Annotated in this window: 18 protein-coding genes; 3 read left to right on the forward strand and 15 right to left on the reverse strand. The window is 38.0% G+C overall.

Annotated elements, in window-relative coordinates; all coding sequences use genetic code 11:
• The first annotated feature begins 21 nt into the window (after nt 1–21).
• Both ACFSFW_RS22565 and ACFSFW_RS22570 read left to right on the forward strand, forming a co-directional pair.
• A complete protein-coding gene (locus ACFSFW_RS22565; protein WP_388041608.1) occupies nt 22–717 on the forward strand; it encodes a FadR/GntR family transcriptional regulator in 696 nt (231 codons plus the stop codon).
• 174 nt (nt 718–891) lie between these two features.
• Nucleotides 892–1,602: a cell wall hydrolase gene (locus ACFSFW_RS22570; RefSeq protein WP_388041611.1), complete on the forward strand. Its 711-nt coding sequence runs from the start codon at nt 892–894 to the stop codon at nt 1,600–1,602.
• Between the two features lie 103 nt (nt 1,603–1,705).
• Here ACFSFW_RS22570 and ACFSFW_RS22575 read toward each other — a convergent pair whose 3' ends face one another.
• Nucleotides 1,706–2,458 (reverse strand): ABC transporter permease, encoded by a 753-nt coding sequence (locus tag ACFSFW_RS22575; RefSeq protein WP_099363416.1) that lies wholly within the window; start codon nt 2,456–2,458, stop codon nt 1,706–1,708.
• Nucleotides 2,455–3,186 carry an ABC transporter ATP-binding protein gene (locus ACFSFW_RS22580; RefSeq protein WP_388041614.1) on the reverse strand — a complete coding sequence of 244 codons (732 nt, stop codon included), beginning with the start codon at nt 3,184–3,186 and terminating at the stop codon, nt 2,455–2,457. The genes ACFSFW_RS22575 and ACFSFW_RS22580 overlap by 4 nt, the downstream gene beginning before the upstream one ends.
• Nucleotides 3,187–3,336: 150 nt before the next feature.
• On the opposite strand from ACFSFW_RS22580, the gene ACFSFW_RS22585 reads away from it, so the two are divergent.
• On the forward strand, nt 3,337–4,662 hold the full coding sequence (locus ACFSFW_RS22585) for an FAD-dependent oxidoreductase (protein ID WP_388041617.1): 1,326 nt from the start codon (nt 3,337–3,339) through the stop codon (nt 4,660–4,662).
• Nucleotides 4,663–4,698: 36 nt separating this feature from the next.
• Here ACFSFW_RS22585 and ACFSFW_RS22590 read toward each other — a convergent pair whose 3' ends face one another.
• The 13 genes from ACFSFW_RS22590 to ACFSFW_RS22650 all read right to left on the reverse strand — a co-directional run bounded on the left by ACFSFW_RS22590 (nt 4,699) and on the right by ACFSFW_RS22650 (nt 20,760).
• Nucleotides 4,699–5,253, reverse strand: coding sequence for a hypothetical protein (locus ACFSFW_RS22590; RefSeq protein ID WP_388041620.1), 555 nt, complete (start codon nt 5,251–5,253; stop codon nt 4,699–4,701).
• A 152-nt stretch (nt 5,254–5,405) separates the two neighbouring features.
• Nucleotides 5,406–6,023: an SGNH/GDSL hydrolase family protein gene (locus ACFSFW_RS22595; RefSeq protein ID WP_388041622.1), complete on the reverse strand. Its 618-nt coding sequence runs from the start codon at nt 6,021–6,023 to the stop codon at nt 5,406–5,408.
• Nucleotides 6,020–7,585 carry a hypothetical protein gene (locus ACFSFW_RS22600; protein ID WP_388041625.1) on the reverse strand — a complete coding sequence of 522 codons (1,566 nt, stop codon included), beginning with the start codon at nt 7,583–7,585 and terminating at the stop codon, nt 6,020–6,022. The genes ACFSFW_RS22595 and ACFSFW_RS22600 overlap by 4 nt, the downstream gene beginning before the upstream one ends.
• Nucleotides 7,586–7,602: 17 nt before the next feature.
• Nucleotides 7,603–9,444: a hypothetical protein gene (locus ACFSFW_RS22605; protein WP_388041628.1), complete on the reverse strand. Its 1,842-nt coding sequence runs from the start codon at nt 9,442–9,444 to the stop codon at nt 7,603–7,605.
• A gap of 29 nt (nt 9,445–9,473) precedes the next feature.
• Nucleotides 9,474–11,051, reverse strand: a complete 1,578-nt coding sequence (locus tag ACFSFW_RS22610; protein WP_388041631.1) for an FAD-dependent oxidoreductase — start codon at nt 11,049–11,051, stop codon at nt 9,474–9,476.
• Between the two features lie 62 nt (nt 11,052–11,113).
• Nucleotides 11,114–12,094, reverse strand: coding sequence for a Gfo/Idh/MocA family protein (locus ACFSFW_RS22615; protein WP_388041633.1), 981 nt, complete (start codon nt 12,092–12,094; stop codon nt 11,114–11,116).
• Nucleotide 12,095: 1 nt separating this feature from the next.
• Nucleotides 12,096–13,100, reverse strand: a complete 1,005-nt coding sequence (locus ACFSFW_RS22620) for a Gfo/Idh/MocA family protein (protein WP_388041636.1) — start codon at nt 13,098–13,100, stop codon at nt 12,096–12,098.
• Nucleotides 13,101–13,148: 48 nt separating this feature from the next.
• Entirely contained in the window at nt 13,149–14,492 is a 1,344-nt protein-coding gene (locus tag ACFSFW_RS22625; protein ID WP_388041638.1) for a GH1 family beta-glucosidase, read from the reverse strand.
• Nucleotides 14,493–14,522: 30 nt separating this feature from the next.
• On the reverse strand, nt 14,523–16,406 hold the full coding sequence (locus ACFSFW_RS22630; RefSeq protein ID WP_388041641.1) for a beta-N-acetylhexosaminidase: 1,884 nt from the start codon (nt 16,404–16,406) through the stop codon (nt 14,523–14,525).
• Nucleotides 16,407–16,468: 62 nt separating this feature from the next.
• Nucleotides 16,469–17,620 (reverse strand): N-acetylglucosamine-6-phosphate deacetylase, encoded by a 1,152-nt coding sequence (gene nagA, locus ACFSFW_RS22635; protein ID WP_304214286.1) that lies wholly within the window; start codon nt 17,618–17,620, stop codon nt 16,469–16,471.
• A 42-nt stretch (nt 17,621–17,662) separates the two neighbouring features.
• Complete coding sequence (locus ACFSFW_RS22640) at nt 17,663–18,667, reverse strand: zinc-dependent alcohol dehydrogenase (RefSeq protein WP_388041644.1); 1,005 nt, start codon at nt 18,665–18,667, stop codon at nt 17,663–17,665.
• A 21-nt stretch (nt 18,668–18,688) separates the two neighbouring features.
• Nucleotides 18,689–19,744: a dihydrodipicolinate synthase family protein gene (locus ACFSFW_RS22645; protein WP_388041647.1), complete on the reverse strand. Its 1,056-nt coding sequence runs from the start codon at nt 19,742–19,744 to the stop codon at nt 18,689–18,691.
• The gene (locus tag ACFSFW_RS22650) at nt 19,744–20,760 is read right to left on the reverse strand and encodes an NAD-dependent epimerase/dehydratase family protein (protein WP_388041650.1); all 1,017 of its coding nucleotides are present in this window, start codon (nt 20,758–20,760) and stop codon (nt 19,744–19,746) included. Before ACFSFW_RS22650 ends, ACFSFW_RS22645 begins: the two co-directional genes overlap by 1 nt.
• Nucleotides 20,761–20,847 lie beyond the last annotated feature (87 nt).

Raw genomic sequence — 20,847 nt, forward strand, 5'->3', positions numbered from 1 at the left:
GATATGAAAGGTGATAGAAAAATGATTGAACCAGTGAAACGTATGAATGTTACAGATAGTATTGTTAACCAAATTAAGGACCTTGTTCTTCAGGGCAAACTAAATGAAGGTGATAAACTTCCCCCAGAACGAGAACTAATGAATTTATTTGGAGTGGGTAGGCCTTCATTAAGGGAAGCGCTAAAGGTGTTGGAAGCGCAAGGTTTAATTGAAAAGACACAGAAAGGTACGATTATCACAGGTAACCATGATAAGTTTTTCTCTGACTCCCTCATGTTCCAGCTCTATTTTTCCTCTGCTGATTGGCAAGATATTTTTGAGGCTCGTAGATTTTTAGAAAAAGAATTAACCTACCTTGCAACAACAAGGGCAAATTCTGAAGACTTCAATGAAATCGAGCAAACCATTGATGATATGGAACTTTCGGTTCGTGAAAACAATCAAACAGAATATGTTCGTTCGAACCTGGAGTTCCATAAAAAAATTGCGAAAGCATCGAAAAACCTTGTCTTATTCAATCTATATGAATCCATTAATAATTTAGTGAAGCACTCTCAGGAAAGTGGAGTGACTGTATATGGGGTAATGACCGAGTCACTCAATTACCATAAAGCAATCTTTAAAGCGATGAAAGAACGTAATGCAGAACGTGCTAGCGAACTTATGGTAAAACACATCAATAGCGTCGAAGGCTATTTTCAAAAAAGCCAAAATTGATTTAAGGACGGTCCTCTTTTTAAAAGGGAATCGTCTTTTTTTACTAGTTTTTGGAAGATAGACAGGTTGTAATCTACCTGTAAAGAAACTGTAATACTAATCTACTTATTTTTTTCATAGAAATGAGTCATAGAGAGTTACCCAGTACTTAAATTAACTAGGAGGACTATCACTATGAAAAAAATACTATTAGGACTAGCGATCTTTATAGCATCTCTATTTTTTGCAGACCAAGCGTTTGCGTATACTGTACAAAAAGGTGACACGATGTCAGAAATAGCAACTAAACATGGAATGACTTTAGAAGAATTAGCAGTGATGAACCCACAAGTAGAAAATTTAGACCTGATTATTGTAGGTCAACATATAAATGCTGAAGTAGATGATAACTCGCCTAAATTATTTGAAGGTATGCATGTTGAAAAGAAAGAGGATGTTGTAGTAGCCACCCAAGAAGTTAAGCAAGAAACAGTAAAAGAAGAGAAAGTCGTTACTGAAGTTAAAAGTGTGTCTACAAATTATAATTTTTCTTCAGAAGAACTAGATTTGTTAGCAAGGATTGTACGAGCTGAGGCACAAGCAGAACCTTTTGAAGGAAAAGTAGCAGTAGCAGCAGTTGTGTTAAATCGTGTAGAAAGTCCGAAATTCCCTGATACAATTCGAGATGTAATTTATCAGCGTGGCCAATTCCAACCTGTACGAAATGGTCAGATTAATAAACCTGCAGATGAAGACTCGATAAAAGCAGTGCGCGCGGCACTTACTGAAATGCGAAATATTGCGAAGGATGCATTGTTCTTCTATAACCCAACAATTGCGACAAGTCGTTGGTTGGATTCAAGAACAACAGCCGTTAAAATTGGACGCCATGTATTTAAACATTAAATTATGAATTCGAAAATAAGCTAGGGAACTAGTGAAGTTCCTGTTAACTATAGAGTAAATGCCTGAGCCCTGAGGGTTCAGGCATTTTTGATTTTTTCCGTTATTACCTCATCTTCAAAAATTGCATACGTTGGTTAAATAATGTTGGATACGATAAAAATCCAAGCATTATGCTTGTGACAGCTGCTGTTGTTAAAAGTAAAAAGAGTACGAGCAATTGAAATTGGACCGCTTGAATTGGATTTGCACCTGCGATGATTTGACCGCTCATCATACCCGGCAGTTGAACGAGCCCGATTGTTTTTTGGCTTTCAATTGTAGGAATCATACTTGCCTTGATTGACGTAATCAGTTGTGTATGGATCGCTTGTTTTGGTGTCCCTCCTAAGGAAAGAATAAGCTCGGTTTGCTCCTGATGGTTGTCAACTTCAGACGTAAATCGATTTAAAAATAGAATAGCAAGAACCATCGAGTTGCCAACAACCATTCCGCTGATTGGAATGATGTATTGGGCTGTGGCTGGCGTAATCTGAAATCCAAGTAAAATCGCTTGAGTTAGTACCTCCATAAAAATAAAGGTTGTCGCGATTTTCCAAGTGATTCCTTTGATGGCCTTTCCTTTTTTCCTTGCATTCTGTGTAGCTGCCACAATCATGACAATGACCATTAGAAAAATATAAATGAGACTTTCCGTATCAAAGACAAATTTTAAAATATAGCCGACTGCAAATAATTGAATGATTGACCGGACAACTGCAATCGTCGTGTCTTTTTCTAATCCCAGATTAAACGTTTTCGATAAGAAAATTGGAATTAGCACAAAAATCAGGGCGATTGCTAAAGCAAGTGTGCTCACTCCATCATCTCCCCCTTCACAAATTGTTTTACTTTTTCATGAGTAGGAGATTTCAACAATGCACTCTCGCCTGTTTCAATAACTTCCCCTTCCATCATTACCCATACATAGTTGCCGATTTCAATGGCTTGCTGGAGGTTATGGGTAATCCAGATGATGGTTACATTGTACTTCTGGTTGATTTTTACGATGAGTTCTTCAATTTCGTGTTTCGAAACTCGATCAAGTGCGGATGTTATTTCATCCAGCAGCATGATTTGCGGATGGTTGACCAGCGTACGTGCAATAGAAACCTTTTGGCGCTGTCCGCCTGATAAATCTCGTACATCTCGATTTAGGTATTCTTCTTCTAACCCAACATCTTCTAATAAATCCTTGGCTGTGCTTTCTTCTAAGTCTTTATTTTGAAGTGTCATTGGTAAAGCAAGATTATGATAAACAGTCCCGTTTACCATTGGTGCATTTTGCAGGCCAATTCCAACAGACCGACGTAATTCAACCGGTTCAAATGTTTGGATGTCTTTTTCCTTTATGTATATTTCACCTGAATTTGGTGACAGAAGTCCATTACAAAGCTTTAAGAGAGTTGTCTTCCCCGCTCCAGAAGGACCAACCAGTGATGTAATCGTCCCCTCATAAAAGGATCCCGTAATATTTTTTAAAATATGTTTTTCATCCGCAAGAAAATTAACCCTGTTAAAATGAATCGCTGGTTTTAATGTTTGCATATGTTCACTTCCCTTTAACGCGCTATCAATAAGATAACATACGAGTATGTTGTATAGATAAATTTTAATTCATTTTTGTATATTATGTACCTTTTTTGTCATAGGCAATTTAAATTATATCTATATGTAATTAATTAGGAGTGGTTTTTTTTGCAGCATAAGGACAGAGTCATCATAATTGGCGGGGGAGTTGCGGGAAAATTAGCAGCGCGCGTTCTTTCAGATTTTTTTCAAAAAGTGATTATTATAGAGCGAGATTCTGAAATTACCTCGCCCATTCCAAGAAAAGGAGCGCCACAAGGTAATCATATCCATGCATTGCTCCATGCAGGTGAACAAGGTCTTGAGGAGCTTTTTCCTGGAATCACTGAAAAGTTTTATTCAACAGGAGCCGTGAAAATTAATTCAACAAAAGACCTTGCTTGGCATCACCACGGGGTTTGGAAACAGCGATATGATGGTGGTTACACAACTACTCTTCAAACTAGACCACACTTGGAATGGCATATAAACCAGTACATAAAAGAGGTTGAAAACATTACCATCCAATACAATCAAACTGTTAAAGAATATGTATATGACGAGGGAAACAATCGAATGAATGGCGTTGTGTTGAAAGACGGCACCGTGATTAATGCTGATCTGATTGTGGATGCGAGCGGAGCAAGTAGCTTCACGTATCGTTGGTTGAATGATCGAGGAATACACATCCCGCTTGAAAAAGTGAAAATTGATTTAACCTACGTTAGTCAAATTGTGGAATTACCTGAAAATGAAAACCAGGATTGGACAATCAAGCTTCTTTACCCTAACCCACCTCGCGAAAAACTTGCAGGTTCGATTTCAAAAGTCGAGGGGAATCGATATTTGCTCACATTCATAGGGTACCATGACTGTATTAATGACAAAGAGGTTGTTAAAGAAAATAATGTACTACAACTAGCAAAAAGGTTACAGAAGAATGATATGTATCAGACATTACAAGCGGCCAAGCCTCTAACTAGTATTTCTGTTTTTCGGGTGCCACAGATAACATGGAGAAAAATCGAGAAAATCAACAACTTTCCTGCTGGTCTTATCATGATTGGCGATACAATTTGTAGGATTGATCCCTTTTTCGGTCAAGGAATGAGCATTGCTGTGTTAGAAGCAATCGCCTTAAAAGGCATTTTACAAAATCAATCGTTGGAAAATGTAGCTCGTGATTTTCATAAAAAAGCAGCAAAGATCATTGCTCCGATTTGGAATATGGTACTTACAGAGGATTTTCGGTATCAAGAAACAACAGGTAAAAAACCATTTGGACTCCCCATTCTCCAATGGTATGCTCGGCGGATATTTCTTTTATCAGCGAAAGACACCAACATCTATGATTCTTTTATAAAAGTGATGAACCTAAAACGTCCAATGACGATTTTAATGAAACCAAGTATTGTTTTTGCGGTTTTGAAGAATGGGGTGACAAAAAAACGGTGACTGTGATTGGTCACAGTCTCCGCATAACAATTATAATCAGCCTAAAGCCACCCCTTCTTTTAGTTCCTCATGATAGATCCAGGCATTTTGTCCAGGTGTTGTGGCACCTATCCATACAAAAAGCGGATCGGGTCCATGTGAGCCATTAAACGTGACGACGAGGTGTTTGTAACTTTTGAGATTGAATTCTTCATCTTCTCGGAAGAAGGAAAGCTGAGGATTGTACAGCCGATTTCCTTCTGTATATTCATTTCTGTATTCACTATATTCAGGTAGATCTTCTGGACGTTTTACTTGGCTAAAAGTGACCACAATTTTTCGAGTTTCAAAAAAGAGCGATACATATTCGTATGATAAGCCCGCTGTTCGAATTTCAGGCGTCACATTCAATTCTGGATGTTGATTCGCGATTGTATAGATGGAGTCGAAAACATAAGAGGCGCGTTGTCTGGAGATGAAGTTTCTTTCGGTGACGAGATCAGGCTTTCCCTCTCTATCCTTATAAAAACGCTCTAATCCACGTTTTATCCCTTTGATTATTAATTGTCGTTCAGCGCTACTTAAATAGAATTCATGACTTGAATCTAGCAAGAAACGAACCTCCCTATTAATAGTTTTCCTTATTATACCTTCAAGGGGGTGTCGAAAAGTGTTAGATTGTGGTTGAATCTATTATTCCAATAAAAAAGAATAAGCTTATGCATTTTATAAACTTATTCTTTCACATTCATCATTATATAAAATTATTCAAACAGATCCTTAGTTGCTTCTATCCACGTTTTAGCCATTAGCATATTCCCGAGCGTGTTCATATGAACACCATCTATTGTAAGAGGAAAGTCCTTCTTATGCTTTAAAAATGAAATAAAGGACTGATGTGTCGGAACGATTCCTGCATTATACTTTTCTGCTAATCGGTGGATGATTTCAATATATGGTTTTAGCATAGAGTTTCCTTTTCCCAGAATATCTTCTGAAATAACAGTCGGTTCCATTAAGACAATTGAAGCATTGGTTTTATCCTTCGTATCTATAAGAAGATTCTCTAACACTTCTTCAAAACGTTGTGGTAACACTTGTTCCATATCAGGAGAATCTACTTGTCTCCATACATCGTTGATACCAATGGAAATCGAAACAACATCAGGTTGAAACGAAATTACATCTTGTTCCCACCGCTCAGCGAGGTCTGTTACCCGATTTCCGCTAATCCCTTTGTTTATGATTTCAATATCCCTTTGTGGATACGTAACCTTCAAATAATCATGTAGCAATCGCACATATCCTGTTCCGATGTTATCACTCTCGTCAATCCCCCACCATGTATTGCTGTCACCAATAAAAACAATTCGTTGTTTCACACTTTTCCCCTCCATGTATGTAAGTAATCCTCTAGCTTTTCACACACATAATAAATATAAAAAGTTATCAGGTTGTTTGGATCATTTACATCCTTGATAGAATCGACTTTTAAAGACTCGATTTCCCTTTTCCAATTTAAGAAGTCAGTGATAATCATGCTTAATTCTTCATGCTTTTCTATTTTTTCAGGATCGATTACACGGTATGGAAACAGAGGTACGTTCCATTTCGATACTTCCGAAAGGACAGATTCCATTTTCACAAGCGCTTGTCTAACCTTCATTTGATGTTCATCAGAGATCGAGTAGAAATCTTCTTCAATCTCCTGGAAGTCATCACCCCAAGTTAACCGTGCAAAATAATAATTGTTCATTAATTGTAACGATTCCCATGGAAAAGGAAGAGCCAATTTTTTCTCATCTTCTTTAGCAATGTAAGGCACAATTAGATTAACCATTCGATTGATTCCTAACTTAGCGTACACTTCGATGTCCTCATGAATTCTGCGAAACAAAGGAGGAAATAAGTCACCTAACATATAATGATCACTATAATATTCAAAAATAGTAATTTCCTTTTGATTGGCCTTGGTTATGTGACACCATTTTCGTAAAGCCTCAAATGCTCTTTCTTCCTTCATAAAAGATTGCTGATAATTTCTTCCCCAATAAGCAAATAGCGTATTTACTTTACTAGAACCACTTAACCCTTCTTGAAGTTCTAACATTTCCCACGATAAGCCTGCATTGTAGGCTATATGCTCTACTTCTATGCTAGGAATTTCACTTTGTAAGAGTTCAGTAAATTCTATGTAGCGAGCTAAAAAGTCTTCGTTATCATTTATTCCAATATCGGCTGGCCATAAGGATACTCGTTTAATGGATGTTGTTTCTTCACTATAGATTTTTATCTTATCGATAAGCGTATGCTTCCAGCTATCATCCGAAAAATCAATCTGCTTTTTTTCAGAAACAGAGGGTTCCATTAACAAATAGTGCATGCTATGCCCGCCAATTGTAATCGATAACCCTCTTTTTTCAATCTCTTCTTCGATTACATGTTTTACTTTATCCCATAACATAAAAGTAAAAAACAGTTCATTTATATAGTGTTTCGCAGCCCAATCGATAAGTTGTGTTAGGAAAGGAATATCATCGTAATTTTCAATTACTAGCCCTCTTCTTACCATATTTCCGCTATGGATTTCAGTCGGTATAAAACGAATGTTTTTGGATTCTATTTTTTCTTTAGATAAAAAATGAACCCATTTGTACCCAAACAGTTTTTTACAAAGATGATAAACGCCATAAAGGACGGATCTAGTATTGCTTCCAATAATATAAATTTCTCGATCTACTTGTATAAAATGAAAAGCATCAACATCAGGATCATTTTTAAATAAAGACTGTTCAATTAAGCCTTTTTCTATAAAATCTTGATCCAACCCTAAAACGAAAGAATTAGTTATAGGCTCTTGAACCTGTTGTGTATACTTAAGCAACTCTCCTTTAGCAAATATAATTGCTGGATCACTATTAAGAGTCTTACATCTAACTGACATCTTGACACCTCCTAGCATTAGTCTAATAAGGATAGGTTTAATTCTTTTAAGATAAGGCCTGATAAGATAATGGCGTTCGTCCATCCACTTTCTATAACATATGCCCCCCAACCCGTGTCACCATTATTGCCAAAATACTCTCGACTGTCTAAATGATAGGAACGCATCCAGCCGCCATCAAATTCCTTTCTTGGAGAAGTGATTTGAATATTTGATAAAAAGAGGGCGAGTTTCTCATGAAAATTATAAATTTTAGAGTCTTCTGTTGCTTTCCATGCCTCCCAAGCATTCATCAGTAAGAAATTATTTGTGTACAATTGGTCTGCAATTCCTTCACCATTCATTCGGAACACACCCGTATCCTCTGTACCATAGCGTTCTGGATCCGGATTATCACTTTCTTCGATTCCACCTTGTTGATGTTGGTTCACCATTAAATAATCAAGTACTTCGAATAAACCCTCCCGAATCACGTCCTTCTTTGTAACAGCAAATAGTTGAGCCAATGATAATAGAAATCTACTATAACCAGCCGTCTTGCTATACATGAATTTCAAATCCTTTTTATTCTCAAGCATAGTTAACGTACCTTGATACGCTGTTTCTAAAAATTTTTCGTCATTCGACACATCATACGCTTGTATAAAGGCAGCATGGACTATTGATTCAAAATGAGGATTCATACTAGCTAACGTCGAATTTTGGAAATAGGCGGTTCCTTGCTCTATTAGCTCTTGTTCACGGATACATTCAGGGCGAAGTCCATTTTTATTTTGCGTGTTTAATAGAGCATATGCTGTTAATAGGCCTCTTTCTTTATATATGGTTTGACCTGTTTTACGGTACAAATATAAGAGAACCAGTGCTACCCAACTATTATCATCAGAAAAGATTTGGTCCGGTTTCCTCTTCGGACTTTGAAACCATTTCCAAAAACCATATGTAGCTGAATTCGGATCTGTATCCTGATAGCCGGCTTCAAATAAATAGTTGAATAACTGTTGTGATCTCTCGGTCCATTCTGGGTCCTTCGCATATTCCCCGTACAAGTAGAATAATAGGGCTGTATGGGCATGACAATCCGGTCGGAAATCCTTACTTATATCGCTTCGAATTGAATGGACATTTTCATAAACTCCATGACTACCATCTTCCTTCGGTAAGATTCCAGAATGTAAAAACCAGTTCATCCCTTTTTCAATTGTTTGTTTTGTGTCTGATGTCTCTGATGTTTGAATGATTGGTCGGATTGATTGTAGTGGTAAGTGATACCCCATCTGAAGCCATTTTACAACCGCATTCCATAACCAATTAGGTCGAAACGTCCAATTCTGTTCATTACCTAAAAAAGAAAATGTTGAAAAAATGGTTTTCCCCTTCCCATGTTTTTTCACAACAATTCCAGGGTATTGCCCTTCCTCTTTCGTTTGATGGGTCTCTTCGAAATGACCGATATCTAAAAGCCGTTCCGTGTCGAAGGTAAAGCCTGTTAAAAAGGCACCTTGCCATTCGAGTAACTGGCCTTTCTTGCAATATGGAGTATCTTGAGAAATTACTAGTTTTTCTAGGCGACGGTTCGTTACTGTGAAATCCTGCTTGAAGCCAAAAAGGCGAGATGACGGAAAATCCTCACAGTTGATCAGTTCCCCAAATAGGATTCCACCATGTTCAACATAATCCCAAAGTTTTTCAAGTGTGTCGTAAGAAAGTTTCATTGGATTTCCATTGTTATTACCATTAATAAAAATAACAGAGTATTGATGTAGGTTCTCATTTATAAGGTGATTGATATCCGAAAAATAATGAGTATAGCTCACAACGCTTTTCATTTGCATACTTTTGTCAACTAAAGCGATCAAAGTTTATCCACTCCACTCTTTGTCTTCATTTAAATTTTGTGGATTTTGGGCCAATCAAGTTCTATTCCTGCTTTCGCTAAACGCGATTGAAAATCCGTTAGTTTATCATCTTGATTTCTTACAACATGTGGGATGATTTCATGATCAATACAATATGCCGCTAAATGACCTGCTACTTCACCGATATTCCACTCCACTGGATGTAATCGATAACAACCATTTGTTATATGAGTGGTTCCAATATTTTTGCAAGCCGGTAACAAATTTTGAACCCGTACAGGTAGTAAACTCCCGAGAGGAATTTGGAATGGATGAGACGAAATATCGATATACGTATCCAATCCTGTACTCGGATGTAGATCTAAACGATAACTACCAATCCCTACACTATCGGCAAAGAACGTGGCACTCTCTTTCCCATCGATTTCACCGCTAATATCTTGTTCCTTTACGGTATATTGTGCTTTAATCCGTCTTGATTCACGGATATATGGGTACATCGCTAAGCCATCTTCTGTTCCTAATATATCTTTCCTTAGCCGTATTCCGGGATATCCTTTTCCTCCATCTGGACAAGGTGCTTCCGTTTGCATCCAATAAAGCAGTGATAAACTTAATTGTTTGGCATTATATATATGCTGTTCTTTCTCTTCATCGGTTACATCAATAATAGGACCTAACCAATAATCGTTTTGTGGCCAATTGACGATGGTTACATCACTTTGAAACGTACCTGGTTCAAAATTATCTTTGTCGAGTATCCTTCGGTAGTTCCATAATGAAAAGCGTTCTGGTTCGTAAAAAAATGAATACTCAATTGGTTCCAATGTGTGAGGTACAAGTCCCCACCAACTTAATTGTTTGGCTGGCCAAAAATCTGCCTGATAGTTCTTCCAAAATTCATATTGATCAGGTTTTTCAATTGTATGGTCTTCTCCTTCAATATGGTCAATTGCAAAACAATACGTAAAAGCCTGCATATTGAAAGGTTGATGTTCCTTAGGTGCATGGGCTTCTCCTGTTGCGGTTTGCGATTCAGCTCCAATTACATATTCAACATTGGCAAGTGGTAAAACATCTCCCATTTCAGTTGCATCCAAAAAATACTTCCCTATTAACTGGTAAGTATTTCCAGTTCTTGAATGCTGAACGGTTACCGATTGAACTTGATCATTTTCGGATTCAGCTTTACTAATTTTATACTCTGTTAATAACGTCAGCCTTCCACTGCTTATATAGGGCGATAACATATCGTAAAGAACACGCAACGCTACTCGCGGTTCATGACTTATGTTACTAACAATGGCATTACCAGGGTTGAATTGATTATTCATCCGTTCTTTGGTCTTTACTGGATAATTGGAAAGATAGTATTCTCTGATTTTTTTTCGGAAAGTCTGATAGTTTTTCGTTGCTCCAAATTGTTCAATCCATGGATGCTCATCCGGTGGTACACCTTGACTTGTTATTTGACCACCAATCCATTTCGTCTCCTCGGTCAAGACTACGTTTTTCCCAGATTGTAAGGCTGAAAGTGCAGCGGCACATCCTCCGAGGCCACCCCCTATAATCACAATATCTGTTTGCAATTGTTCAGAGACTTTCATCGTATTCCCCCTTTCAATTTCGAGAGCTCGATATGATTCGAGCTCTTAGATTCAGAATTACCTCAAATCCCCTTTAGTTTTACAGGTACTCTCTTTTCAGAAGATTGATAGGCTGCTAGAGCTACCTCTACTGCTTTTAACCCTGAATGGCCTGATGCTAGGGGGGGTCTACCAACTTTTACACTTGCAACAAAATCCTCAATCAGACCGGCGTCCATATCATCGCCCCAGCCAATCCATTTGACCCCTTCGTGATTTGAATAATAATCCATTTTTTGTGAGAACGCGTCAATCTTTAAGGTACCATTTGTTCCGATAAATTCCATTGTTACATCGCCCCACGTTGGATAAGAGCTGTTTCTTGACCAGCTGCAATCGAGTGTGGCAAACATACCATTTGTAAATTCCATTGTGAGAATACCACAATCATCAATCGGATGATCAATATATACATTGCCGATTTCTGCGTAAACTTCTTTCACTTCTGCTCCTGTAAACCATCTCATGATATCGACTACATGAACTGTATGATCAAGAACGGCTCCACCACCAGACTTCTCCTTATCAATAAACCAGCCTCCAGGATTGGTTCCCCTGTTTGTTCCCTTAATGGCTAAAATTTCTCCCAGTGCACCTTCTTCAATTACTTTTTTAGCATGTTGAATGGGAGTGTTAAATCGAACAGGAAAAGCTGTACCTAACAAAACTTGATGTTGTTCACAAACGCTTATCATTTCTTCAATATCTCTTAGATTGGTAGCTAACGGCTTTTCACATAAGACATGTTTTCCTGCTTTAGCTGCAGCAAGTACATGTTGGTGATGGAGATAGTTTTCAGATGTTACAATGACAGCATCAACATCAGATTCAAGTAAATCATGATAAGTTTGATAATAAACTGTATCGTAAAGTTCAGAATTCTTTATTCCTCTTTCTTTATCCTCATCGGATATACCAGCTAATGTGACACCTTCCATATTTTTGATGACGGATGCATAACTATGGGCATGCATATGAGCAAAGCTTATGATTCCAATCTTCATATCAGTTCTCCCCCTTCGGACCTAGTGATACAGGTACACCTGTTTTTAAAGATTCGAGGGCAGCAACTGATATTTCCATGGCTTTATACGCATCTTCTGCTGTAACAATTGGTGTGTCATTCGTTTTCAAACAAGATAAGAAATGCTCTAGTTCTATATGATACGGTGACTTTTTCATAGGACTTTGAGGTACCTCAACACCGTTTTGTTCCTCGTTCGATTGTCTGATCGAAAGTAAAACAGGCTCTTCTTTTAAACTATCATATTCGATGATTCCAGTTTTTCCGGCGAATTCAAATTGAGAAGAAAAAGTTTGATGAGCCCACGTACCTTCCACATGGGCAATAACACCCGATTTAAAGACTAAGGTCACAATCGCGTAATCGAGATGGTCCAGTCCTTTATCAGAAATGCTTTTCGCAAATACTCGATCCACTTCACCAAAAGTCCAACGCAGAAAATCAAAATCGTGAATGATTAAATCCAGTATCACACCGCCACTTTTGGATTGGTCTGCATACCAATCACTCCATCCCAATGGAAAATTACCGCCTCTTCTTGTACGAACAATCCCAATATCCCCAATGGATCCTTGTTTAACAAGCTCTTTTGCTTTTGAATATTGTGGGAAGAAACGAACCACATGCCCGACAAATAATTTCACATCTTTTTTCATACAGTACTCAATCATTTCCTGAGCGTCCTGAAGGGAATATGCTAATGGTTTTTCACAAATCACATCAATACCTAGATCCGCCGCTTTTATCACATATTCTTTATGCAGAAAAGTTGGAGCACATATATCGATCACATCTATACGTTCGAAGTTACCTACCGCTTCTTCTAACGTTTGAAAAATCTTTGTATCATTTTCACCAATGATTTTCTCAGCCTGCTCTTTTCTGATATCTACAATTCCAACGACCTTGACATCTTTCATCGCATAATAGGCACTTGCATGTACCATACCCATTGTTCCGGCACCTATCAATAATACGTTCTGCATACAATCAACCTCTTTTCTCAATTTCCGAAAGTTGCTTAATAAGATTATTTAAATTTCCATGCTTCCATTTGCGATGACTTCTTTGTACCAGTGGTAGCTTTCCTTCTTGATCCGATCTTGTGATTGAAAGTCTATATACACTAAACCAAATCGTTTTCCATACCCATCAGCCCATTCAAAATTATCTAATAAAGACCATGCTAGATAACCGATGATCGGGATACCTGAATCAATCGCTCGACTAACAGCCGTTAGATGTTGTTTATAATAGTGAATCCGGTCTTGGTCATTCACTTTTCCATCGACAAGATCATCCACACAACAAGCTCCATTTTCCGTAATAAAGAGCGGAATATTACCATAGCGCTCAGCAAGATAATGAAACACTTTATTAAAACCGTCTGCATAGATGGGCCAGCCGATATGAGTGTGGTTATAATCGATTTCAATATTCTCGATATCTAGTAATCCTTCATTTTCCTTATATCGAGCCACATTACCGGAATAATAGTTTACTCCTATAAAATCAATAGGCTGTTGAATAACTTCCATGTCTCCGTCTTCAATATGAAGATGTGCACCTTTCTTTTTAAACCAATCCACTAAATAGTGTGGATATTCACCATTAAAGATAGGATCTAAAAACCAATCGATATTATGACCAATCTCTCTTCTACAAGCTTCAATATCTTCCATCCGATTACTAAAGGGGTCTCTCCAAGTGGTATTTGTTGCCGTACCAATTTGACCTTCAGTCCCTAATTCTCGAAAGATTTTAACAGCATTTCCATGTGCTAGGAGCAAATGGTGGGAAACATCAATTGCAAGTTGTAGATCTTGATAACCCGGTGCATGAATGCCTCGATAATTCGATAAAAAGGCAGCACATAACGGCTCATTTATCGTCTGCCAATATTTCACCTTCCCATTGAATTCCTTAAAAATAGTTTCAGCGTATTGGCTAAATGCATCAATGGTATTCCTGTCTGCCCATCCGCCAAGATCCTGTAGCGCTTGGGGCAGGTCCCAATGATAAAGAGTTAACATTGGCTCAATTCCTTTATCCACTAAAGAGTTTACTAGCTTATGGTAATAGTCCAATCCTTTTTGATTTAATGCTCCTTGACCATTCGGATAAATCCTTGGCCATGAAACAGAAAAGCGATACACGTTTGTACCTAAGTCATCCAATAGTTCGATATCTTCTTCATAACGATGATAACTATTACATGCGACATCACCATTATCGTTATTCTTTACTTTTCCGGGTGTATGGGAAAAGGTATCCCAAATGGATAACCCTCGCCCATCTTCAAAAGCAGCGCCTTCAACCTGATAAGCAGCAGTCGCAGTTCCCCATTTCATCCCTTTTGGAAACTGAATAATCGGCATATGTCTTCCCTCCTAATGAACCGTACAATATTACCAATTAAAATTGCCCGCCGTAGCAATTCGATGGTAGAAATGATTACCTAACGAACCTTCTGGTATCCCGTTTGGACCATCATGAACTAATCTTTTTTCCTCTAATTCTTCAATTCTCTCGATTGAACCTTCAAGCCAATGTGAAATTCGAAGTTTAGATGTTTCCATTCTGGCAAGTAATCCCCCGTAGCGGAATTCAATTATTTCCCAGCCAAAAGGTTTATATAGCGAAAACCAAACTTCTCTATGCTTGCTATGGAGAAGACTTATTTCTCTCGTCAATTCTTGTAACTCGGTTAAAAGAAGTTTCATCGTTTCTTTATCACAATTGTCATAAGCTGTTTTTAAATGAATCCCCATTTCCGACTTAATACTAAGTACACTTGCAAGCTTTTCATAGAATTCGAAAAGTAACGATGTATTAGGGTTTCTATCCTTAGCCGCGCTTAGTTGAGGAATTATCTTTTGATAATGTGCATTCATTTCAAGTCCACGGATATTTTCATCAAATAAACCAATAAGAAGATCCTGCCATAATAAAAATTTAGAAGCATTTGAGGAATTCAGATTATTTTCCATTACACCCGGCGTTTCATCTAATTGATTGAGGGTAAGGAAATCTTCTAAATGGTTTCCCGTGCAGAAATGGAAACGCTGGGCTAAATGCTCCTTTGTTACTGTTTGATGATAGGTATGTTCCGCATATAGCTGAATAACTGGTAATGCGGTTGTAAGTGGAGTTTCCCCTCCATTATCACCCCATAATGTCGTAAAAACTTCTTGTAATCCATCCTTTTTACAAGCTGATAAAGCAGCTTCTGACGTTGCAAATGCACGCCCATAGTTTGGAGAAATCCCATTCCATGTCCAGGCTCCCCCAGCAAAAAGAGTATCTCTTCCTAACTCTTTATGCTTCTGAATATAAGTCCGATAAAACTCTTCATCGGCATGATAATAATCCCAATATACGAGTTCCACATTTTTTGGGATGGAAGAAATCGCTTCTTCTGGAATATGTACATTTTCATCGTAATATTCGCCATGTTTTGAACCTAAGCGGAAATACATATCACTCCAGATCATTGGTTTTAGCCCATGACGCTCCGCAATCGAAACGACTTGTTCTAAATGTTTATTCATAATCTCAAAACGATTTTCATATCCGTTTAAATCTAAATAGCGACCAAGCCCAAGCTGATGTGCTTCATCCATTCCAATATGAATGCGATTGGATTTAAATGGTTTCGAAGCAGCTCGAATCATACTTTCAATAAACTGGTAAGTTTTTGACTCGCCTACTAATAAAATGTCAGTTGTGTCTCTAATTTCCTTCGCATACCCCCATTTTAAGGCCATTGTTAAATGAGCGAGAGTTTGGATACAAGGTATCATCTCAATCCCTAGGGCATCTGCATATTGATCGCAAGTCTTTAGTTCATCTTCTGTGTATCGACCACGCATATACCCGAAATACGGATAATCTGGTACTTCATACGTATCCTCTGTATAGAGCATGACAACGTTTAATCCCATAATGGAGAGCTTTCTAAGAAATGCTTGAACTTCATCTACTTTTAGAACGGCATTTCTAGATACATCCAGCATGACACCACTTGTTTGAAAATGTTGCTGTTCAGTTATCTCAAATTCACCACTCTTCTGATAATTCTCTAACCACACACCCATTGCACGATAGAAGTGAATTTTTTCCTGATAATAAATTTCACCTTTTCCATCCTTATTGCTAACTTTGATCGGACCTTCCCGTTGAATAACGGTTATCGGGTAACCCTTTTCATTCAATTCAATTCCCAGATCATCGGTTAATAAATCTAATCCTTTTAAAATTGAATTTGTTTCACCTAATAAATGAATATGCATATGTGATACCTCTTTTCGATTTTGTCGTAACAGTTCTTTATCTATCTCAAGAAAAATACTTTTTAACGTTGATAAACAAAATTTCCATCAATCATTGTGCTTGCTACTTCTAAATCATTTGATAAAATGACGAGATCTGCATCATATCCAACCGCAATTCTGCCTTTACGGTCACTAACTCCACAGACAATTGCTGGATTATAGCTAGCCATTTGCACGGCTTCTTCAATGGGAATACGAGAATTCTCAATGATATATTGAACTGCCTTGTCCAGTGTTAAAGAGCTTCCCGCTAGGCTTCCGTTCGCTAATGATACTTTTCCACCAATTTTATAGATTGTCTTCCCACCGATTTGATGACACCCATCTAGTAATTGGTTAGTTCCGGTGCAATCCGAAATTAATGTAATCTGATCCACCCCTTTCATTTTGTAAAGGAGTTCAATTATTTTTGAATGGACGTGAAAGCCATCTGCGATAAGTTCACAGTGTAATTCTTGTAAATCAAGTGCTGCAAACGCGGCTGTTAAATTACGATGTGTAAACGGACCCATTCCATTAAAACAATGAGTAACTCTGGATAGGCCGTATTTTATCGCCATTTCCATTTCCTCGTATGAGGCATCTGTATGTCCGGCAGAAATGGCAATATTTTTTCCCTTTAATAATTTAATGACATCGGTAGCGTTTGGAAGCTCAGGTGCCAATGTTACGATTCGTATCGCATCACCTGCCATTTGAAGGATCGATTGTACTTCTTCAATAACAGGATCTAGTATGTATTCTGCTTTTTGTGCACCCTTAAATTTCTGATTAATCCAAGGTCCTTCTAGATGGACACCCAAAAGCTGAGCACCACTATGTTTTTCGGAGACTATTTGTTTACTTAATAAAAGGAAGGTTTTAATATCTTCTAATGTGGCTGCCCTTGATGTTGACAAGAAACTTGTCACACCAAAGGATGGGAGCCCATTTTGAATGCGATAAAAACCTTCCTTTGTACGATCCATAAAATCTTGACCATTTAGACCGTGTATATGTGTATCGATAAAACCAGGACAGATCCACCCTTCCACTTGGTAGTAGGGCAGATCCTCTATGTTTTTCTGGCCAACGAAAATGATTTTTCCATCTTTGATTTCAATGATCATATTTTTATCAATTCTCTTATCCGTAACAACATTTCCATGTAAGTAAAAGTGGTTACACATCATTTGAAATCAAAATCCTTTCGCTTTATGGCATAATTTTACGTATTACGTGAAGTGAATGATTTTTGTAAGAGTTGTAGATTCTTTGTTTAACAGTTTTTCAAATTCTTGAGGTGCATCTATAAATTCAACAACTTCCGAAATAAACGGTCTGACATCAATGCGTTTATCTTTAACGAGTCGAATATATTCTTCAAGGTTTCTTCCTTCTGTCCAGCGAACATATTCATAAGGATAATCAATTGCTTCCTTCTCGTACACACTGTCGTATCTTCCAGGACCTCCAGCTCGAGAAATAAGTAACTGAGCTTCTTTACCAAACATTAAGTCTCTTGGAAAGTCAGGTTCAATATCACCTACGATGACTGCTTTGCCTTTGGTACGAATCCATTTCAAACATTCATGAGTAAGTGGAGAGCGCTTTCCACCTGCACATAGTAATACGGCATCTGCTCCACGGGATTTCGTATCAATCCGAATGGCTTCTTCCATCTCTTCAACGGTCGCAAATGATTTAATATTATCTTCCTTCAGCATTTCGACTCGACTTTCGTGAAGATCATACGTGATCACATTATAGGCTGCTGCATTGGCTATTTTGGCAATTAATTGCCCTAAAACTCCTAAGCCTACGATTACGACTGTTTCACCAAATTGAAGATTCGCAATCCGAAGGGCATGAATGGCAATCGCACCAAGTCCACCTAGAGCTGCTTCTTTCGGATCAACAGTATCGGGAACTTTAGCATACAAGGTTTTAGGAACTAGCAGATATTCATCATGATGAACATATGGTGCACCGTAACTAGCAACTAGATCCCCTTTTTTCACATCGGTGATGCCACTACCACATTCAACAACCTCGCCCATTGCACTGTATCCAAGATGAACCTGTCTTTTTTCACTAATGGCTAGCAACGATAGTTCAGTTCCTGGTGAAATGACTGAATATAATGTTTTAACTAAGATATAGGAAGGCTTTCCTTCTATGCTTGGTACTTCATCTTCAATGATTTCAACTTTCTTGTTGTTGGCTACAATTCTTTTCATTTGAAATCCTTCTTCCGTCAATTATTTAGACAGCCACTTAGATAAATTCGCTTTAACAAATTCATCATCATTTAGGTGTGGGTAGCTCGTATAAATACGGTCTAACTCTTCTGCTTGACCAGGACTTAAAACTTCACGATCAACTAAACACCAATTTCCTTGAAGAAGTCCTTGTCTAGCTAAGATCTCATTAATGCCAGCTATACTGCCCTTAAAGCTATTACGTGAATCAAATATTGCGGCATTCGCATCTGTGATTTGTTGACCAAGTGTTAATAACCCATTTGGTACTGATTTTTGAGCCCTTACTACTTTAATTTCCTCAAATGTGTCAACGACTGTTTTTGTCCAGACAGACCAATGTCCCAGCAAACCGCCGACAATTCTCTTTTCTACCTTCTTGTCTCCAATTGTGAAATCAAAGGCTGTTAACAAATCATTTATGATGTTATCATCATTACCCGTGTAAAGTGCGATTTCCTCATTGCGAGGTGAATGGCAAACCGCGCGAACAACGTCAATTGAACAATATCGATCAAATGGCGCTATTTTTATCGCGTATACATTTGGAATGGAAGCAAAGCGTTCCCAAAATTCATACGAGAAAATACGTCCACCTACTGCAGGTTGTAAATAAAAACCGAATACTGGAATAACCCCTGCTACTTTTTCAGCACGCTCAATTAATTCATCCTCGGATAAATGGTTCAAGCCACCCATACTCAAAAGCCCTAAGTCATAGCCGACCTCTTTACTAAATGCTGCCTCTTTAAGTGCCTGCTCAGTAGGTCCACAAATTCCTGCCACTTTAATAAAATCATCAGGGACATTGGCACGTTTCGTTTCTTCAATGGCGATTGTTAGTACTCGTTCATAAAGATTAAACTCAGGGTCTCGAATTTCAAACTGTGTTGTATGGACTCCTACTGCGATACCACCTACACCTGCATCGATATAGTAGCGTGTTAAGGCGCGTTGCCCTGCTTCATCAAGTTGTCTATCTTCAGTTAATGCTAGTGGATGAGCTGGTATTACAGTACCTTCATGAAGCTTTTTCTTAACAGCCTCTTTTAACATTAAAATGCACCTTCTCTTTCTTGGAAGTGAGTAGGTTTATTGATCGTATGACCGTCACCAACAACCCAGTCAGCAATCATATCAATCATTTGTTGTACGGTAACTTTTGGATAACCAAATAATTTATGTGCTTGAGATGCATTATTTAATAATGCAGTTGGGCTTTCACTATTCACATATACCGGTTCCTTATCCATTCGTTTACCAAATTCCTTTGCAAGCCATCTGACTGACAATGTTTCAGGTCCTGTTACATTAATAACTTTTGGTGGGTAATTTGTGTGTAACAAGGATCGAATCGCATATTCATTTGCATCCCCCTGCCAGATCACATTCACATTTCCCATCGTTAAATCGATTGGCTTCCCTTGGTGTACTGATTTTGCAATTTCAAGCAATACGCCATATCGTAGGTCAATCGCATAGTTTAAGCGAAAGTGAACAATTGGTGTTTGGTTCTTATGTGAAAAATAAGTTAAAACTCGTTCTCGACCTAAACAGGATTGTGCATATTCACCAACGGGATTAGGTGTCACATCCTCTGTACAACCATTGCTTAAAACAGATGTGAGTGGATACACATTACCTGTTGAAAAAGACACAATTCGTGAATCTTTAAACTTCTCTGCGACACGTCCTGGAAGATAAGCGTTCATGGCCCATGTCCGATGCTCATTTCCAACTGTTCCGAATTTCGTACCTGCCATAAAGATAATATTCTTTACATTTGGTAGGTTTTGAAGTTCTTCTTCCTTCAAAAAGTCAGCCTTAATTGTTTCAATTCCACACGCTTCTAATTCATCTATTAAACTCTCATCTGAGAATCTTGCAACACCAATCACTTTTTTAGACTGACCTGACTGCTCTACAGCTCTTTTTGCTAATTTCGCTAACGTCGGTCCCATTTTTCCACTAACACCTAAAATCATAATATCTCCGTCCAGTCGTTGGAGATCCTTTACTAATTCTTTGCTAGGTGTAGACATAAACTCCTCTAATTCTGCAATCGTTTCCATTTAAATCCTCCTAGTAACTAATTTTTTGCCTGCTCTAACGCATAAAAGCATTTGATAATTCTGAATTACCTTTATTTTATCTTTGGC

The organism is Ferdinandcohnia salidurans (assembly GCF_042680725.1).
Classification (GTDB): Bacteria; Bacillota; Bacilli; order Bacillales; family Bacillaceae_L; genus Ferdinandcohnia; species Ferdinandcohnia salidurans.

What these genes read in the sequence shown, in the direction of transcription:
- ACFSFW_RS22610 (WP_388041631.1), bottom strand. Translation starts at nt 11,051, where the DNA reads ATGAAAGTCTCTGAACAATTGCAAACAGATATTGTGATTATAGGGGGT.
- ACFSFW_RS22645 (WP_388041647.1), bottom strand. Translation starts at nt 19,744, where the DNA reads ATGTTAAAAGAGGCTGTTAAGAAAAAGCTTCATGAAGGTACTGTAATA.
- ACFSFW_RS22615 (WP_388041633.1), bottom strand. Translation starts at nt 12,094, where the DNA reads ATGAAGATTGGAATCATAAGCTTTGCTCATATGCATGCCCATAGTTAT.
- ACFSFW_RS22625 (WP_388041638.1), bottom strand. Translation starts at nt 14,492, where the DNA reads ATGCCGATTATTCAGTTTCCAAAAGGGATGAAATGGGGAACTGCGACT.
- ACFSFW_RS22630 (WP_388041641.1), bottom strand. Translation starts at nt 16,406, where the DNA reads ATGCATATTCATTTATTAGGTGAAACAAATTCAATTTTAAAAGGATTA.
- ACFSFW_RS22565 (WP_388041608.1), top strand. Translation starts at nt 22, where the DNA reads ATGATTGAACCAGTGAAACGTATGAATGTTACAGATAGTATTGTTAAC.
- ACFSFW_RS22640 (WP_388041644.1), bottom strand. Translation starts at nt 18,667, where the DNA reads ATGAAAAGAATTGTAGCCAACAACAAGAAAGTTGAAATCATTGAAGAT.
- ACFSFW_RS22650 (WP_388041650.1), bottom strand. Translation starts at nt 20,760, where the DNA reads ATGGAAACGATTGCAGAATTAGAGGAGTTTATGTCTACACCTAGCAAA.
- nagA (WP_304214286.1), bottom strand. Translation starts at nt 17,620, where the DNA reads ATGATGTGTAACCACTTTTACTTACATGGAAATGTTGTTACGGATAAG.
- ACFSFW_RS22580 (WP_388041614.1), bottom strand. Translation starts at nt 3,186, where the DNA reads ATGCAAACATTAAAACCAGCGATTCATTTTAACAGGGTTAATTTTCTT.
- ACFSFW_RS22600 (WP_388041625.1), bottom strand. Translation starts at nt 7,585, where the DNA reads ATGTCAGTTAGATGTAAGACTCTTAATAGTGATCCAGCAATTATATTT.
- ACFSFW_RS22620 (WP_388041636.1), bottom strand. Translation starts at nt 13,100, where the DNA reads ATGCAGAACGTATTATTGATAGGTGCCGGAACAATGGGTATGGTACAT.
- ACFSFW_RS22570 (WP_388041611.1), top strand. Translation starts at nt 892, where the DNA reads ATGAAAAAAATACTATTAGGACTAGCGATCTTTATAGCATCTCTATTT.